9 protein-coding genes are annotated in these 18,041 nt (G+C 65.0%); 4 read left to right on the forward strand and 5 right to left on the reverse strand.

Annotated features, from left to right (window positions below):
• Nucleotides 1-15 precede the first annotated feature (15 nt).
• A complete protein-coding gene (locus AC1TQG_RS10105) occupies nucleotides 16-2,313 on the forward strand; it encodes a transketolase-like TK C-terminal-containing protein (RefSeq protein ID WP_482136785.1) in 2,298 nt (765 codons plus the stop codon).
• Between the two features lie 87 nt (nucleotides 2,314-2,400).
• Here the strand turns inward: AC1TQG_RS10105 and AC1TQG_RS10110 are convergent, their stop codons facing one another.
• From AC1TQG_RS10110 to AC1TQG_RS10120, 3 genes are all read right to left on the reverse strand, one after another.
• Nucleotides 2,401-5,691: an arabinosyltransferase domain-containing protein gene (locus tag AC1TQG_RS10110; RefSeq protein WP_482136786.1), complete on the reverse strand. Its 3,291-nt coding sequence runs from the start codon at nucleotides 5,689-5,691 to the stop codon at nucleotides 2,401-2,403.
• Nucleotides 5,684-9,010 (reverse strand): arabinosyltransferase domain-containing protein, encoded by a 3,327-nt coding sequence (locus AC1TQG_RS10115; RefSeq protein ID WP_482136787.1) that lies wholly within the window; start codon nucleotides 9,008-9,010, stop codon nucleotides 5,684-5,686. Before AC1TQG_RS10115 ends, AC1TQG_RS10110 begins: the two co-directional genes overlap by 8 nt.
• Nucleotides 9,011-9,105: 95 nt before the next feature.
• Nucleotides 9,106-12,435 (reverse strand): arabinosyltransferase domain-containing protein, encoded by a 3,330-nt coding sequence (locus tag AC1TQG_RS10120; RefSeq protein WP_482136788.1) that lies wholly within the window; start codon nucleotides 12,433-12,435, stop codon nucleotides 9,106-9,108.
• 72 nt (nucleotides 12,436-12,507) lie between these two features.
• Between AC1TQG_RS10120 and aroQ the strand changes: the two genes are divergently transcribed.
• The 3 genes from aroQ (at nucleotide 12,508) to AC1TQG_RS10135 (ending at nucleotide 15,799) form a co-directional block, all read left to right on the forward strand.
• Entirely contained in the window at nucleotides 12,508-12,972 is a 465-nt protein-coding gene (gene aroQ / locus AC1TQG_RS10125; protein WP_482136789.1) for a type II 3-dehydroquinate dehydratase, read from the forward strand.
• Nucleotides 12,973-13,295: 323 nt separating this feature from the next.
• Nucleotides 13,296-14,219: a phosphatase PAP2 family protein gene (locus AC1TQG_RS10130; protein ID WP_482136790.1), complete on the forward strand. Its 924-nt coding sequence runs from the start codon at nucleotides 13,296-13,298 to the stop codon at nucleotides 14,217-14,219.
• Complete coding sequence (locus tag AC1TQG_RS10135; protein ID WP_482136791.1) at nucleotides 14,216-15,799, forward strand: hypothetical protein; 1,584 nt, start codon at nucleotides 14,216-14,218, stop codon at nucleotides 15,797-15,799. The genes AC1TQG_RS10130 and AC1TQG_RS10135 overlap by 4 nt, the downstream gene beginning before the upstream one ends.
• 146 nt (nucleotides 15,800-15,945) lie before the next feature.
• Here AC1TQG_RS10135 and AC1TQG_RS10140 read toward each other — a convergent pair whose 3' ends face one another.
• Nucleotides 15,946-17,109: an HNH endonuclease signature motif containing protein gene (locus AC1TQG_RS10140; protein WP_482136792.1), complete on the reverse strand. Its 1,164-nt coding sequence runs from the start codon at nucleotides 17,107-17,109 to the stop codon at nucleotides 15,946-15,948.
• Nucleotides 17,110-17,395: 286 nt separating this feature from the next.
• Nucleotides 17,396-17,959 (reverse strand): dihydrofolate reductase family protein, encoded by a 564-nt coding sequence (locus AC1TQG_RS10145; RefSeq protein WP_482136793.1) that lies wholly within the window; start codon nucleotides 17,957-17,959, stop codon nucleotides 17,396-17,398.
• Nucleotides 17,960-18,041: the final 82 nt, after the last annotated feature.

An 18,041-nucleotide genomic window follows, 5' to 3' on the forward strand; every position in this document is an offset into this window, starting at 1 on the left:
GGGTAGGAGCAACTGATGGACAAGCGGGACCTCGGATCGCTGGCGGACGTCGAGCAGCGAGTGCTCTGGCTTGCGACGTCGATGATTCACCACGCCAACCGGGTCCGGCCGAACACCTCGGGACTCAAGGTCGGCGGCCATCAGGCGTCGTGCGCGTCGATGGTGTCGATCATGACCACACTCTGGTTCGACCAGCTACGTCCCGGAGATCGGGTCTCCGTCAAACCCCACGCCTCGCCGGTTCTGCACGCCATCAACTACCTCCTCGGCGAACTCGACGAGTCCTATCTGACCCGGCTCCGGGAATTCGGCGGCCTGCAGAGCTACCCGAGTCGCACAAAAGATCCTGATCCGGTGGACTATTCGACCGGATCCGTCGGAATCGGTGCGACCGCACCCATCTGGGGCGCAGTGGCCCGGCGTTATGTCGAGACCACGTTCGGCGGTGCAGGCAAGGGCAGGCAGTACTCGTTGGTTGGCGACGCCGAACTCGACGAAGGTGCCGTGTGGGAGGCGATCCTCGATCCGTCGGTCGCCGAACTCGGTGAAGTCGTCTGGATCGTCGACCTCAATCGTCAGTCCCTGGACCGGGTTGTCCCGAACATCGCCGCGGACCGCCTGGAGAAGATGTTCGACGCCGCCGGCTGGCAGGTGATCACCGTCAAGTTCGGTGCCCTGCTCGAGGAGCTGTTCACGCGCCCGGGTGGGCAGGCGCTGCGAACTCGGATCCTGCAGATGCCGAACCCCGAATACCAGCGGCTGCTGCGCTGCCAGGCAGATGACCTGCGCACCCGCCTGCCCGGTGACGGTCCGGAGGCGCAGGCGGTGGCCGACCTGATCGCCGGACTCGACGACGACACCCTGACCCGGGCGATCCGCAACCTCGGCGGGCACGATCTCGACGCACTGCGCAAGGCGTACAGCGAGATCGACGACACCAGGCCGACGATCATCATCGCCTACACGATCAAGGGTCACGCGCTGCCGACCGAAGGGCATCCGCAGAACCATTCGTCGCTGCTGACGGTTCCGCAATACGACGAGCTCGCCACCGGTCTGGGGATGGACCCGGCCAAGCCGTGGGCCCGATTCGACGACAGCTCCGCCGCGGGCCTGCTGTGCCGCGAAACCGCCGCCGCGCTGCACCGCGACGACACCACTCCGAACCTGCCGCCGCAGGTGCCTGCCGATTTCGGGCGCACGCCGTCGGGAACCTCCACCACCCAGGCGGCTCTCGGTCGTACGCTGCTCGACCTCAGTCGTGAATCCCCTGATGCCGCACAGCGTGTGGTGACCGTGAGCCCCGATGTCAGTTCCACCACCAACCTCGCCGGATGGCTCAACAAGGTGGGTGTGTGGTCTCCGGGGGAGCGTCGGAACTGGTTCGACGACGACTCCGAGACGATCATGCACTGGCGGGAACGGCCGACCGGGCAGCATATGGAACTCGGTATCGCCGAGACCAATCTTGTCGGCCTGATGGGTGAACTCGGTGCCACCTGGAGTCGTTGGGGCGAGCCGCTTTTCCCGATCGGCGTGATGTACGACCCGTTTGTGGAACGGGCGCTCGAACCCTGGTCATACGGAATCTATGCAGGCGGACAGTCGATTCTGGTGGGCACGCCCTCCGGTGTCACCCTCGCGGCCGAAGGCGGTGCGCACCAGTCGATCAAGACGCCGTCGATCGGACTGGAGCAGCCGGGGTGTATCAGCTACGAGCCGGCGTTCGCGATCGACGTGGAGTGGATCCTGTTGTCCTGCATCGGCCGCCTGGGTCGGACCGACGGAAACTCGTCGTACCTGCGGCTGTCGACCCGCCCCGTCGATCAGCGCCTGGCAGCGGTCCCGACCGATCCGGCGGCCCGGGAACGTCGCCGCCGGCAGGTGGTGGCAGGCGCCTACACGGCACGCCACACAGCCGATCCCCAGGTGACGCTGGTGGCCATGGGCGCAATGCTCACCGAATCCCTCACGGCGGCAGATCGACTCGCCGACCAGGGCATCGCCGCCGAGGTGGTGTGTGTGACCAGCCCCGGACTGCTCTTCGAAGCCCTGCAGGCCCGCCGCGGACACGGTGACGCGCCGACCTGGATCCTCGATCAGATCTTCCCGGCCGAGCGGGCCGCACCGATGGTGTCAGTCCTCGACGGACACCCGCACACCCTGGCCTTCCTGCAGACCATCAATCAGGTCCGCGGAATCGCCCTCGGCGTCAGCCGATTCGGTCAGGTCGGCACCCTTGACGATGTGTACAGCTTTCACGGCATCGACACGGACAGCATTGTCCGTGCCGCCCTCGACCTGACCCCCTAGTCCCGATGATGTGCCCTTATGGCGAGCAAAAGCCCAGGTGGGCAACGCCATAAGGCCACATCATCGGGGTGCGGCGGTCGATATGGCTCAGTAACGGGCGCCACGCATCGGGGCGGGGTCGTACAGACCCGAATGCGTGGTCGATCCGATCTCGAGTTGGGCGGGCTTGGCCTCGACGATGGGGGTGAACTTCTGCAGCGAACCCCAATCCCGGCCCCAGTTGTTCCGCATGTACGACGGAATGATGGTGGGCCGCAACATCGCCTGGGTAATGCCCAGTGGTCCGCCGGCGTCGCCGGACATCCAGGTCTGGGTGCTCTGGCGAGTTGCCTCGGCGTCCGGCAGGATGCGCCACTTCGGCACCTCGATCACGCCGTACTTCACCGCCATCGGCTGCTGGCATGGGAATGCCAGAGCAGGTAGCCAGTCGATCAGCACTGGATCGTCGTGGCCGACGAGCTTGTCGAGGGTCTCCATCTTCGTGATGCGAGGAGGCGTGAGCGCCAGCCACTGATCAGGGGCAGCAGAGGTGTCCGCAGCGATCACGCGCACCACAGAGGCCCCGGCGGGGGCATCGCTGAGCGGGAACCGCAGGTTCCGCCAGATCGGCTGCTCGCCGGTGTCGATCGGACCCATCTGGCCGAGCGCCACAACGGTATTGCCGGGTCCGGGGCGCCCGAACTCCACAACCAGTTTCTGTCCGGACTGGACGATGCCGTCACCGTCGACGGCTTCGATGCGCCCGGACGCAGACAGCGTGAGCAGCGGTGAGTCCGCATTCGGCGCGGGCATCTGGTACCAGGCCGAGGTCAGGGATCCGCCGGACGAGCCATAGCTGCCCAGGACCGGGGTGATCGCCGGATCGAGGCCGAACGGTAGACGCACCGTCGAGCTGTTCACGCCGAGAGCGCCTTGGCCGCCGCCGGTTCCGGCCTCGTCGGTGTCGTCCGCCTCATTGGCGCCCGCCCCGGTCTGCGCCGTGTTCAGGGCGGCCGCCTCCGTCGACTCGGTTGCGTCCACGGACAGGTCGTCGGGTACGCCGTTCGGGGTGAATCCGGTCATGTCGGTCCCGGAGAGTGCTTCACCCGGGGTCAGATCGACCTGACCGGCAACAGATGCCGGCTGCAGCAGTCCTGTGTTCGGGTTCGGTTCCACCAGGATGTCGTCGGCCATCGCGCAGATGTCACCTTGCAGTGCAGCCACATTCGAGTTGAGCCACGAGTAGCTGTCGCGCTGTTCATATGCTGCCTTGGCGAACGACAGCAACATGAACAGAACCACCAGTCCGGAGATGACAGGCATGGGGGAGAACGCGAACCGGTGCCAGAACTTCGAGCCCTCTGTGCGCTGTTCGGAGTCGACGTAGTCGTCGCGGAAGTGCTGGTACAGGCCCACCAGGGTGGTGGCGACAGCGATCGCGAGGACGATCCACGCGACCCGGATCCCGGCGATGGCAGGCGGCCGATCCCACCACGGGATGCCGTAGCTACCCACGAACCACCAACCGTTGGTTCCGGCAAACGACAGCGCGGTCACATAGAGCACGGCGGCGGCGAAGAACGTTCGATTTCGCCTGCGCCGCAAGATCGCCGGGGCCATCATCGCGCCGGCGGCCGCCGCGAGCGCCGCGCCGATACCCGCGTAGACACCGAGGTGATGGGTCCACTTGGTCGGTGTGAAGGCGAGGAAGAATATGAAGCCGAAGACACCGGCCACCAGACGCCAGGTGGGTCCCTTCGGGATACCCATCGGTGTCCGGCGACGCAGCAGCATCAGCAGGACGACCATCAGGCACAGGAATGCCATCAGGATGCCGAACCGCCTCGACAGGGTGCCGTCGGCGGTCGGCAGCATCAGGTAGTAGTACCGGACCGGTTCCTGCCACCATTCGAGTGTCGGTCCGACCTCGGTGGCCACGTTCGACGACGTCATGATCGTGGCGAGGGTCTGGTCGGCAAAGATGTTGTACAACACCGCGGTTCCGGCTGCCAGGATCGGTACCAGCAGTGGCAGTAGTCCGTCACGGCCACGGCGGGCCATGATCCGGCGCAACAGTGGCCGGATGCCTGCGAGCAGAAGTGCCACGGCCATCAGGCCACCGGGCGCCAGCGCCAGGGTGAACGACGCGATGATCGCGGCGACCGCCAATGGCAGTAATCGTCCCGTGGCGATCGAGCGGTCCACCGAACACCAGGTCAGCAGGGCGCCGACCGCCAGTGCGGGTTCGGGGCGCAGTCCGTTGTTGTACGGCAGCCAGATGGCCAGGAACACGAACAACGCCGACCACAGGGCCGGGGTCGAATGCCGGACCGTGCGGCCCAGGCGTGGGATCACCTCACGGGAGATCAGCCACCAGCCCAGAAGCCCGAGCAAGAACGCAGGCAGACGCATCCACGGAGTCGACAAACTCACGTGGGTCATGGCCGAGATCACCTGGTAGTGCCAACCGAACGGATCTTGCGGCACACCGAAATAGCGGTAGTAGTTGTCGACGTATCCGGCTTTGCTCGCGATGCGTCCGACCGTGAAGTTGTAGCCGTCGTCAGAGGTGTTGGCCCCCATCAGCCACCACAGCGCCAACGTGGCGAACACCACCACATCCGAGACGCGGATCGTCCACCAACGCCGGGGCAGGAATCGGTGATGTCCGCGACCGTCGCGCGCATCGAGCAGTGCCAGCGCGATCAAGGACAGGATGGTCATCACGATGCCGATGACCATCGCCGCGAACTTCAGGTTTGTCGGGGTGGTGACGAACCTGGTGTCGATGGTGGCCGAGAACTCCAGGCCTTGCGGCGAAACGCTCTGCGGCAGTCCGGTGAACACACCGACGATCTGCGGGCGCAGGTTCGGATCAGGGACGTCGAACGAGAGCAGACCTTCGGTTCCGCCGTTCACGATCTCACCGTAGGCGCGCTCACCGTCGGCGTTGAACGTGATCCGACAATCCGGATTCGACTGGGCTGCAGCACGATCCGCTGTCAGCAGCACCACGTCACGGTCGGTGACGGTGATGCTGTCGGATGTGGCGCGGATGAACAGTCCTCGCGACGTCGCGTCCTGTCCGCCCGCGGGCAACGTCGAGAGCAGTACGCCGCCATCGGCGGGCAGATCGGCAGCGGTGGAACAGGGTACGGACACCCGCATGTCGACCGGTACAAAAGAGACCAGCGGCGCCGAGACGTTGGTGACCTGGTTGTCCTGCGGCCAGTTGAGTTGCGCGGTGGTCTGATTCACCGGCATCAGCGGACTGAGGCAGGCCAGGAGCACGCCGATCAGGCCCGCCACCACGGCAACTATCTTGACGTTCCGGTAACCAGGGCCGGCAAATCTGCCCACTGACCCGTTTTTACTGATGATGCTCGCCTTTTCACTCATTTTCTTGCGGCACCACTCTCAGCGGACCGGTGCGCGACCAGCCCCATTTTGTTTCGGTACCGGTGATGATGTTCGCTTCCGGGGCGTCGGGCACCAGCGGGATCAGGGCCTCGAGAGATCCCCACGAGCGGTACCAGTCGTCGTCGAGGTAGGTCGCAACCGTGTCGGCGCGGGTGACGGCTTCGGTCACACCGAGCACGCCGCCGTCTTCGGCCGCCTGCCAGGTCTTCGATTGCGATGCGGCCGTCGTGCGGTCCGGCAGGATCCGCCACGCAGGGATCTGGGCGACCCCGTCGTTGATGGCAAACGGGCGCTGGCACGGGAACTGGCTCGCAACGGAGAAGTCGATCAGCGTCGGCGCCTGGGATCCGACGACCTCCTGCAACGTCCGCAGCTGCGGTGCCCGCGGTGGGGTGATCGCCAGCCACTGCTTGTTGTTGACGTTGTTGTCCTTGGCGATGATCCGCATGCCGGTCGCCTCGGTGGGTACCTGATCCATCGGGATCACCAGGTTGCGCCACGGCCGGTTCGGCTTGTCCGGACCCGGGTCGATGGGGCGGATCTGCGCTCCGACGTCGACGAACGTGCCGTCGGCCTCTTCGATGCCGAACTGGATCTGCAGTTGCTGCCCGAATGTCATGACGCCCTCTTCGTTGAGCGTGAGGACCGGTCCGGCGGCGCTGAAAGCGAGGATCGGGGAAGCGTCACGGGCCGGCAGTTGATACCAGTCGGTCATCAGTGTGGCCTCGCCCGAGTCGTACCCGTAGCTTCCGAGCACCGGCGTGGTGGCCGGGTCGAGTCCGAATGGCAGGGCGACCTTCGAACCGTTGACCGTCTCGGGGCCGTATCCGCCTGCGATACCCGCGCCCGATCCGGAGACGACGAAGGGCTTGTTGAAGCTGGCCGAGACGTTCATCTGTCCGGGGCGGGCCGATCCGGCCTCGGGTGTGAGGCTCTCCGCGACACCGTTGGGTGTGAACCCGACCGGATTCTCTCCGGCGAGGGCATCGGAGACCGAGACCCCGTCCGCGGGGGTCAGCATGCCCTTGTTGGGGTCCTGCTCGACCAGTACCGCGTCCGCCATCGCGCAGCTGTTGCCCTTCAGGGTGGCGAGGTTGGCGTCGAGGACCGTGTACGCGGGGTAGCGGGAGAGCGCGGCCTTCGCGAACACCGCAAGCATGCAGATCACCATGAACCCGGCGATCAGCGCGATGGGGGAGGAGGCCAGGGTGAGCCGGCGACGGTCGGACTTCTTCTGGGCCTCGTCGCCGGTGTGGACCAGGCCCTTGTTCTGCACGAAGTCGTGGCGCAGGTGCTGCCAGACGGCAACCGCAGCGGCGACGACGGCGAGGATCAGGAAGATCGTCGAGACCTCACGTCCGGCCAGGACGGGTGCCTTGTCGAACCAGGAGATACCGAAGTTGTAGGCGAACGGCCAGGCGTTCTCGCCTGCCATCGCCGCGGCCATGGCAAACATCAGTCCGGCGACGAACACCGAGAGGTTGCGTGTCGATCGGGCCGCGGACTGGGCGACGGCGACGGTGGCCGTGGCCGCCAGTGCGGCTCCGAATCCGGCGAAGATGCCGAAGTGGATCGTCCACTTGGTTGGGGTGAACATCAGCAGCAACAGCGTGATCAGGGTGGCTCCGAGGACGCGCCACACCGGACCCGGGTCGATCGCCCGAATCTTGCTGCGCCGCAACATCACAGCCAGCGTCACGAACATCGACGCCAGCAACAGGAGTAGCGGAACCCGTCGGGTCAGTGCACCGTCGGGCGTGGTGACGGTGATGAAGTAGTAGCGCAGGTATTCCTGCCACCACGAGATCGTGGGGCCGACGATGTAGCGGGTGCGGACCGCGTCGAAGACCGTTGCCAGCGTCTGATCGCGGAACACCACCAGCACCACGAGAGAGGCGGCGGCGACCGACGGTGCGGCAAGGGCGGCCAGGTTCACCCAGCGACCACGGGTGGTGGTGGCCGATTCGCGGCTGCGCTCGATGACGATTCGCAGCATCGGGCGGGCGCCGACGATCAGGACGGCGATCGCGATGACACCCTGCGGGGCCAGTGCCAGCGTGAGGCCTGCCACCATCGCCGCCAGCGCGGCGGGGAGTAGACGTCGCGTGGCGATGGCCTGCTCGACAGCCCACCAGGTGAGCAGTGATCCGAGGATGATGATCGACTCGCTGCGCAGGCCGCTCGCAAAGGGCATCCAGAACGCGGTGAACACCGTGGCTGCGGCCCAGACGGCCCAGTTGCTGCGGCGCACCCCCGCGCCCAGTCGCGGCAGGAGCACCCGCGAGAGGATGAACCAGGACGCCAGACCGGCCAGCAGCGAGGGGATCCGCATCCACAGACCGGATGTCGACACCTCCGACCAGGCGGCGAGGAACGAGTAGTACCAGTCGAACGGGGCCTCGGCGATCCCGTAGAAGCGGTAATAGTTGGCCAGGTAGCCGGCCGATTCCGAGGCCCGGCCCATGTTCAGGATGTAGCCGTCGTCGGGCGATCCGGCGCCGAGGAAATGCCAGATCACCAGGACCGCGGTGACGGCGAGGTCGCTGACCCGCGGCCGCAGCAGTCGCTTCCAGGTACGTTTCCCGATCCGGCGGTGGTAGCCGTCGATCCGGTCAAGCAGGGCCAGGCACACCAGTGAGATCGCGATGGCGATCAGGCCGAGGACCAGGACGATCGTCTTGATCGCGGTCGGGGAGCTGTCGAAACGGTTGTCGACGGTGGTGGTCGCCGAAAGTCCTTGCGCAGTAGCAGCTTCCACGTCACCGGTGGACAGGTCGGTGAATACGCCGTCGAATTGCGGACGCGAGTCGATCCCGAGGAGGCCTGCGGGACCGAGCCCGACGAACTCTGCGCCTGCACCGGTCGGCGTCGACCAGACGTGTAAGTCGCGGCACTGCGGGGTGCCGATGTCGGCGCGCGCTGCGGATGTCGCCAGTTCGTTGCGGAACACCACCGAGACGGAGTTCGCAGACGCGTCGACCACGAGGGCGTTCTGGTTGTAGCGCTCGGCTCCCGGCGGCATGGTCGCCAGGACCAGTCCGCCACCTTCTGGCAGCGTCCCGATCAACGAACAGGGGATCGTCGCGTCGAAGGCCTGCGGGGTCTGCGCGATCAGCGGCGCGGTGACCGATGCGGTCTCGGGAGAAAGCTGCTGGCCGGTGGGCCATTCGATGGTCGCGGTCGACTGTTTGACGGGTAGCAGGGGAGAGACCGCGCAGAACACGATCCCCACGAGACCGGCCACTATTGCGACCCAACGGACTGTCCCCGCACTGGGGAGGTGAGAGGACACAGGCACGAGAGACGATGGTATTGCACTGACCTGAGAACCCGTACCTGCCCCGCGACCAGGGCAAGGTCCGGTTCGTTCTCAGGGTCGGTTCGTTCTGGGTCTCAATAGCGGATCGGTGCCGGACTCCACAGACCCGAGCGGGTTGCGGTTCCCAGGTCCAATTTGGCCACCGTGGCGGGTTCACCGAACGGCTCGTACCGCACCAGCGAACCCCAGTCGCGACCGATGTCGCCCTCGAGGTAAGACGGCACCGTCGTCTTGTCCAGGGCCACCTCGATCCATCCCAGCGGTCCGCCACCGAAGGCATCGGACCACGCACCGACGGCCGCGGACAGGTCTGCGCCCGGTGCGATCCGCCACTTCGGGATCTCGGCGACGCCGTACTTGTGACCGAACGGACGCTGGCACGGGAAGGCCAGTCCGTTGGTCCAGTCGATCTGTACGGGCGCCTTGCTGCCGACCATCGCCTGCAGCGTCTCCAGCCGCGGTACCCGGGGTGGGGTCACGGCGATGAAGTTGTCCTGGGCCAGATTTTCGTCCTTGGCCACGATCCTGATGGCCGTGGTGTCGGCCGGGAACGAACTGCGGTAGGTGCGCAGGTCGCGCCACGACGGACGCGGGCCCGGATCGATCAGGTCGACCTCTCCGGCCACCTGGTAGTCCTCGTTGAGGTCGCCCGAACCGGTCGAGTACTCCAACTTGATGTGCTCGATGTCGAACTGGCCCGCCACGGCCATCGTGACCAGCGGGGTGTCGGCGGTGCGCGCAGGCAGTCGGTACCACGATGAGGTCAGATACGAGGGGAACTGGTCGTCCTGCGAGTAACTGCCGAGGACCGGTGTCTTCGCCGGGTCGAGCCCGAACGGCAACTTGGCCGTGCTGCCGTTGATCCCGGCTTGGTCGGACTCGCCGCCGCCCGTACCGCCTGCGTTCGAGTTGAGGACGTCGGGCGAGGCCGCGACATTTGCGCCGAGAACACCGAGGCTGCCGGCGCTGGCGGTCGAATTGAGTGACAGCGGCAGGCCGTTGGGTGTGAACCCGGACGTTGCCGGGGGTACGCCACCGGCGGGCTGGGTGCCGGACAGACCGTCGACGATGTTGCCGTTCACCGGTTCGAGTAGATCTGCGGAAGGATCGGGCTCGACGAGGACCTTGTCGGCCATCCCGCAGACCTCACCGGTCAACGCATCGATGTTGGACGAGGGGACCGAGAACGACCCGCTCTGCTTCACCGCCGAGGCCATCGAGGTGGCCAGCAGGAAGACGACTACAAACATGGCCGCGATGGCCAGTGGTGAGGCGGCGAGCGTGCCCACCCACCGGCGGCGGCCGCTGGTTTCGGGTGTGTTTGCCGTCTCGGGTTCCCGGAACGGCTCCCGGAAATGGAACCAGAAGGCGGCCAACAGGGCCAGCACGCTCAGGAACAGCAGCAGGCTACCGAGGGCGACGCCCATCCGTACCGGGAGCACGCCCCACGGCATACCCCAGTTGGAGACGTAAAACGACGCGTTGGGTGCGGTGAACGACAACCCTGTGACGAACAGGACCAACGCGACGAACAGCGTCCGGTTGCGCCGGGCATGCATGGCCTCGGCGCTCACGGCGATCGCCGCGATCGCGGCCAGCGCAGCGGCCAGACCCGCGAAGACACCGAACTGGTGCGTCCACTTGGTGGGCGTGAACATCAGGAAGATCAGCGATGCGAACGTGATCCCGACGATGCGCCGCGACGGGCCGAGCGCGGTTCCGGGGATCCGGCTCTTGCGGATCAGCATCGCACCCGAGACCACCAGGCCCACCAGCATCGCGAGCACGGCGAACCGGCGACCCACCGAACCGTTGGCGGAGAACTCGAACAGCGCCGTGTAGCGGTCGAACTCGTTGTACCAGCTCAGTGAGGGTCCCAGTGCCGTCTTCATACTCGTCGACTGGGTGAACGCAGCGAGTGTGAGGTCGGAGAACACCACGAACATCACGAAGACGCCGGCGGCGCCGATCGGCGCGAGCAGCGCGAGGTAGCTCCGGACTCCGCCGCCGATGGTCTTGGCTCTCTTGATGAGCGACATCACCATCGGGCGGGCGCCGGCGATCAACGCGGCCACGGCCATCAGGCCGGTCGGACCCGCGGCGAGACTGAACGCGCCGATGGTGCAGGCCACCGCCGCAGGCAACATCCGACCGGTGGCGATGGCACGTTCGACCGAACACCAGGTCAGCAGTGCGCCGAGGCAGATGATGGGTTCGGGACGCAGACCGTTGTTAAACGGGAACCACGATGCCATGAACACAAACGCTGCGGTCCACGGCACGATGCGATTGACGGTCGCCGCGCGTCCCAGCCGGGGTAGCACCTCATGGGAGATGATGAGCCACACCAGGATTCCGCATACCAACGCGGGCAGCCGCATCCACGGGCTGGCGGTCGTGACGTGCGCGAGCCATCCGAAGACTTGGTAATACCAGCCGAACGGAGCCTCGGGTGCGCCGTACCAGCGGTAGTAGTTCGCCGTATATCCGGCATCCTCGGCGACCCTCGACATGGTCAGGATGTAACCGTCGTCGGACGTGTTGACGCCGACGATGTGCCAAATCAGCAGGCCGCCGATGACCACGGCATCGCGGGCGTTGAATCGCCACCAATTCTGCGGCAGGATCCGTCGGTGTCTACGGCCGTCGGTGCCGTCGAGGACGGCGAGTGCGCCGAGTGAGATCAGAGTCAGCACCACCCCGACCGCGATGGCCATCCACTTGAGCACCGTGGGAGCCGTTGTGTAGCGATCGTCGATGGTCGCGTGCGCCTTCAGGTCCGGCAGGGTGCTCGCCGAACCGGTGAGGTCGGTGTAGACACCGGTGAGCTGCGGGCGCTGATCGCCATCGGTGGTCTCGCCGACCAGCGGCTCGCCCTCGGCGTTCGTCATGCCGACGAACTCGGCCCGCACCGACTCGAAGGTCGCGGTGACGTTGATGCTCTGGCAGTCCTGCGACCGGATCTGGGCGAGGGTGGCGGAGGCGACCGGGGTGTTGCGGACCACGACCTCGACGGACTGGCGATCCAAAGCGTCGGTGGTCTGGCCGGACTTGCGAATGAACAGGCCTCGGGCGACCGATTTCTCGGCCTCCTTCGGGAGGGTCGAGACCAATACGGTCTGCCCTGGTTCGGTCAGCTGGTCGAGGGCAACGCAGGGCACCGAGATCTCGAGGTCGATCGGCACATAGGACACCAGTGGTGCCAACACCGATTCCAGCTTGTTCTGCTGCGGCCAGTTCAGATCGGCTGTGGTCTGGGTGACCGGGAGCAGCGGAGTGAGCAACGCAAGAAGGATTCCGGCAAGCCCTGCGATGATCGCGGTGATTTTCGCGATACGGACCCGGTCTCGGCCTGCGGTGCCGACAGATGGCGGCGTCTTGTCTGTCTCGGCGGCATCTGGCACAAGGACTGATGCTATCGGTCCTTGCGTGTCGGATTGACCAGCGGTGCGGTGGCGCGCAATACACTTTGCGCAATGAGCGAAAAACTGGGCGCGATGAGCGAAAAGCTGCCTGTCCTGTTGCTGAACGGTCCCAATCTCAACACGCTCGGGACCAGACAGCCCGAGGTGTACGGCTCCGACTCACTCGACGACGTGGTGGCGCTCGCGACCTCGACCGCTGCCGAGTACGGATTTACCGTCGATGCGCGCCAGACGAACCACGAGGGCGAGATGCTGGAGTGGATACAGCAGTCCCGGGGGCAGGTCAGCGGAATCGTCATCAATCCGGGCGCCTGGACCCATACCTCCATCGCGCTGCGAGATGCCCTGGTCATCCCGGAGGTACCGATCATCGAGGTACACATCAGCAACGTGCATGCCCGCGAGGAATTCCGGCACAAGTCGTACGTTTCCGGGATCGCATCGGGCGTTGTGGCCGGTTTCGGGGTTCGAGGATATGAGTTCGCGATTCGCCGGATCATCGATCTGATCGGCTGAACCTGACGTCTCCCGCCCGACCGACAGTGTGGTCAGGGTCACGCCCGATGGTGCAGAATGACCCCAGTACGCGGGGCCGAACCCGAAAGTGGACACGTTCGCCCTGTTCAGCGACTCTCGGGCGGCGCGTGGGAAGGATGTGCAGAGCTCCTCGGTTATGATCCAGCAGAGCCTTTGCGCCCACTCGGGCGTTGGATCTGTACGGAGTTGTGTCGGGCCGTGGTGTGAACGAGGTAGTTTCGCGGTCGGTCCCTTTCGAATAGGGACCCGCGTGTTTCTGAGTTGTCTAGGTGTGTGGAGGGTTCTATGCGGGAGTTGTGTGTATGACGCTCCGCGATGACCGCCGACCCGCCACTGCCGATCCGAAGAGCGGTGTGGTCGGCGCCGCGGAGTACGAATCCGCCGAGTTCGACGCGGCAGAATTCGATACTTATGAGTCCGAGCTAAGGCAAACCGGCTTCCGGGCAGTCGCCACTCGTGTCAACCGCTACCTCGCCCGGCCCCGATGGTGGCTTGAAGTCCTCATGCTCGGATCCCTGTACACGGTCTATTCGCTGATCCGTAACAGCGTCGGCGACGTGGCCGACCAGGCCTACCGCAACGCCAACGACATCCTCCGTTTCGAAGACGCCTGGCACATCGCGCTCGAGCGGCCGCTGAACGAATTGGTCCACACCACCGGGTGGCTGGCGAATATCGTTGCCCTGCAGTACGCGACCCTGCACTTCTGGGTCACCCCGGCCGTGTTGATCTGGTTGATGTTCCGGCGCAAGGAGCACTACCGCAAGGTGAGCGGTGTCCTGGTCCTCACCACCGGTCTGGCGCTGATCGGCTTCTACTGCATGCCCACGGCACCGCCGCGTCTGCTTGCCGACGAAGGCTTTGTCGACATCATGGCGCAGACCGCATCGTGGGGATGGTGGCCCGCATCCGGTGCGCCCGGAAGCGACGCGATCTCGAACCAGTTTGCCGCCATGCCGTCGTTGCACTGTGCCTGGGCAACGTGGTGCGGCATAGTCCTGTTCTGCTTCGCGAAGTGGAAGTGGCTGCGGTTCGTCGGTTTGCTCTACCCGCTGACCACCTACTTCGTCGTGATGGGTTCGGGTAACCACTTCATCCTCGACGTGATCGCGGGCGTGGCCCTGCTTGCCGTTGCCGCGCTGATCATTTACGCACCTGCGCTGCTGCGTTGGTGGCGCCACCGATCGGCGGTCACGCCGGCCATGTCTGGAGTGCCGCTCGGATGAGTCTTCCGGCGGCCACGCCACTGTTGCGCTGGCGGCCCCTGTGGCCGATGGTGTTGGCGGCGGTGGCAATTGTGACGCTGTGGCTTGCCCACCCTACGGTTGGTGACCTGCAAGCAGCCATCGCCCGGGAAGAGGCCGCTCGTTCGGGTGTCGGCCTGGGCTACTGGTTCGGTTGGTACGGAGGCGTATCCCCGGGAAGCTATTCACTCATCGTCCCGGCCCTGTCGACGGTGACCGGATCGCTGCTCCTGTTGTGTATCGCGACGGCGATCATCGCGTTGCTGTCGATCCCGCTCTCCAAAGGTGGAACCCACGCCACAGCGTTGATGTGGGCGATCACGATCGCCGCTGTTCTCAACATGTTGTCGGGACGGGTCGCGTTCTCTGTTGGCGCGGCGATCGCCCTGGCCTCGATACTTGCCTTCCGGCGAAACCTGTTGCCGCTGACGGCCATCGGTCTGCTGGTGGCGGGTTTGGCCAGTCCGCTCGCGCCGGCGTTCGTCGGATTGGCGGCGTTACCGTTCGCTCTCGGCAAGGATGCCCGGGCCCGCAAGGTCTGGTGGATTCTGGGTGGGGCCGGGCTCGGGGTCGTCGTGCCGTTTGTGATGTTCGGTGCGCCCGGCGCACAGGGCTTTCCGGCCACCACCTTGTTCTGGATGGCGTTGATAGCGATCGGCGCCTCGTTTGTGCTGACCATTCCGCCGGCCAGGTGGATAGTGCCGCTCGCGAGCGCGGTGGCGATCTTCATGTTCCTCGTCCCGACCGGGATCGGTTCCAACCTGAGCCGGTTCTTTTGCCTTGTGCTGCCGTGTATCTGCTTGTTCTATTCGAAGAAGTCATTGAAGGTCCTGGCGATCGCCCTGGCGCCGGCATTGATCTACGCCGTGTTCGTGGCGTCGGCTGATCAGGTGGTCGGTGCGGATTCCGGTAAGAGTGAGACCTCGTACACACCGCTTCAGTCGCTGTTGCTCGCACAACCGGAGATCGACAACCATCGCGTGGAGCTCGTGGATGCCACGACTCATGCCGGGGCACACAAACTCGGCCTGGACATCAAACTCGCGCGCGGCTGGGAGAATCAGTCGGACTCGCGGTACAACCCGATCTTCTACGAGAAGGATGCGCTGACGCCGGAGTCCTACCAGGGCTGGCTGGCCGAGAACGCCGTCGCTTTTGTCGCGGTCTCCGCAGATCCGTTGCGGCAGTTGAAGGATGAAGCCGCGTTGGTGACCGACGGCCTGCCCTATCTCGATCGCATGTGGGGCAACGACGACTGGACGCTCTACCGCGTCGAGCATCCGAGACCGATCGTGCCGCTGCCACTCACCGTGGTCGAGTCGTCGCCGTCCAAACTCGTGCTGGACGTTCCCAATTCAGATGCGCATCCAATTCAGTTGCGCTACAACAAATATCTCGTTGCACGTAGCAGCGTCGACGAGTCCGTGTACGCCTGCATCGAGGAAACCGAGGACAGCTGGGTCACTCTGCAGGCTGCGGTGCCCGGCGAATACACCCTCGAAGGACTTCTCTCTGTCCGTGGTGTGGTCGGCGCCCAACCTGCAGACTGCGGCGAGTCCTGATTAGTGGCCCCCCAAGGGCCCACACTGTGTAGTTGTCAAAGATCTTGCAGTTCACAGGGTTAGCTGTGTTGCATTGGTGGTTCTGGCAAATGTGCTGTCACAGGGTTGTTATCGGTCTGGCGGTTCCTGTTCCGGTTCCGCCGTGCTTATGCGGCGAGGGGCTCGGAGGTCAGGGTGCGACGGGCATGCGATCTCAGCGGTGTCTTGCTCGCATCATCTGATGCAACAAACCAGGGGTGCCCGTCGTGGCCGATAAATACCGTCCAGCCGCGGTGGTGGATGTATCGGTGGTGGCGTCGGCACAGCAGGACCATGTTGGTCAGGCTGGTGGTTCCGCCGTTGCGCCAGAAGTCGATGTGGTGGGCGTCGGTGTAGCCGGCAGGGCATCCGCAGCCTGGGAATGCGCAACCGCGGTCTCGCGCGATCAGTGCTTTGCGGATCGCCGGGGTGACGGTGCGGTGCTCGCGTCCGACATCGAGTGGTACCGAGTCGTTGTCGAGCAGGGTTTTCGTGATGACTGAATCACAGGCGACCATCTGCGCGGTCGATGTCGATGCCGGTCCGGTCCATTCGAATGTCGCCGGCAGTGCTGGTGCTTTCGAGCTGACACCCCGCAGTTGTATCGCCTGCAAGTATTCCGGCGAAACAGTCACCACCACATGAGGTTTGGCGCCTCCGCGGGTGGGACGGTCTTCTTGATCGAGGTAGGAATCCAGCAGCCGTTCCAAAGCGTCCGCGCGGATCTGCGCGTTGGATCGGGGATCGGGTGATCCATCAGGCTCGGGCACCGGCTTCGACAACGGATCGAGCGCGACCCGAAGCTTCTCGCCCAACAAGTTGTCCAGATCCAACGTGCCGTGACTGCGCCCATCGTCACCGGTCCCGAGCGAGAACTCGTTGAGCTCATGGTTCTCGGCATCGGGTATCGGCTTGTCGGGCGGTGATAATGCCAACGCCATATGACGTGCCCGGGCCGACACTGCTGCCAGGGTGGTGGTCAGTGCTTCGGTCAGTAGCCCGCGCACACAGTCGGCGCGATCGCTCTCGGGAAGGTCAGGGTTTCGTCGTTCAATATGGTTCAGCCCCTTCACAATCGAATCTACATGCTGACCGGACAGCGCCCCGTCGATACCATACGAGGCGACCGATGGAATCCCGACGAGAGCCTTACCCACTCGCACGTACCGGTGCGCGACCGCAGGTGCCATCCCGGCCTGCTGTAACCGTCTCGCGGTCGAACCCTCACCTGACTTCTGCGCTATCCCACGCCGGTCGAGTTCCCCGACCAGACGGAAAAGTATCTGTTCCACAACATGATTGAGTCGAATTACCGCCACCGTGCGCGATGATATGTCGTTATCATCCCCGGTGACCAAGGCTGCATCCCCTGCCAGATCTGACGCTCTGGCGAACATTCCCCCGAAGTCCATGACTCGAGATTACACCCAGAAAGCCATTCGCACAAGCGTTCGAAATGTGTTAATTCGACTGCACTGCAATATCTTTCGCAGATCTTACGTTCTCGGCCCGTCAGTGTAACGAGGGGCTATGACATTGATGACGATGTCGGCGTAGGAACGAACCGGCCCAACGCGCTCAGCGTCTCGTCTCGTACCGGGTCATAACCACCCCGCCGGGAAACGTCCGCGTCTCCACCAGATTCAGGTTCACCCGGCTATCCAGCGTGGTGAAGAACGGCGTGCCGCCGCCCACCAGGACCGGGTGGGTCACGATCGTGTACTCGTCGACAAGCCCGGCCCGCATTGCCGCCCCGGCCAGCGTTGCACCACCAACCCTCATCGGCTCGCCGTCCTGCGCCTTGAGCCGGGTGATCTCCGCGACCGCGTCGCCGGTGACCAGGCGGGTGTTCCAGTCGACCTTCTCCACCGTCGAGGAGAACACCACCTTCGGCGTGTCCCGCCAGTTCCGCGCGAACTCGATTTCCGCCTTCGTGGCATTGGGCTGCTGGTCGCCGGTCGGCCAGTGGGAACTCATGGCCTCCCACAGCTTGCGCCCATACAGCAACAGGCCGACCGCCCGCTCCTGATCGAGCCACCACTGGAACAGCTCGTCGCTCGGCGCGCTCCACCCGAGGTCGTCGCCGGGCGCGGCGATGTAGCCATCCAGTGTCAGGTTCATGCCGTAGATCAGTTTCCGCATCGCGCTCTGCCTTCCGTCAGCCGGTGTCGGAGGTTTAGACCGGTTCAGCGTACGAAACTGATCGGTGTGAGCGCTGGCTCGC

This window comes from Williamsia sp. Y844 (assembly GCF_056786475.1).

Coding starts and splice junctions, on each gene's coding strand:
- AC1TQG_RS10105 (WP_482136785.1), top strand. CDS start 16: ATGGACAAGCGGGACCTCGGATCGCTGGCGGACGTCGAGCAGCGAGTG.
- AC1TQG_RS10110 (WP_482136786.1), bottom strand. CDS start 5,691: ATGAGTGAAAAGGCGAGCATCATCAGTAAAAACGGGTCAGTGGGCAGA.
- aroQ (WP_482136789.1), top strand. CDS start 12,508: ATGAGCGAAAAACTGGGCGCGATGAGCGAAAAGCTGCCTGTCCTGTTG.
- AC1TQG_RS10130 (WP_482136790.1), top strand. CDS start 13,296: ATGACGCTCCGCGATGACCGCCGACCCGCCACTGCCGATCCGAAGAGC.
- AC1TQG_RS10135 (WP_482136791.1), top strand. CDS start 14,216: ATGAGTCTTCCGGCGGCCACGCCACTGTTGCGCTGGCGGCCCCTGTGG.
- AC1TQG_RS10145 (WP_482136793.1), bottom strand. CDS start 17,959: ATGCGGAAACTGATCTACGGCATGAACCTGACACTGGATGGCTACATC.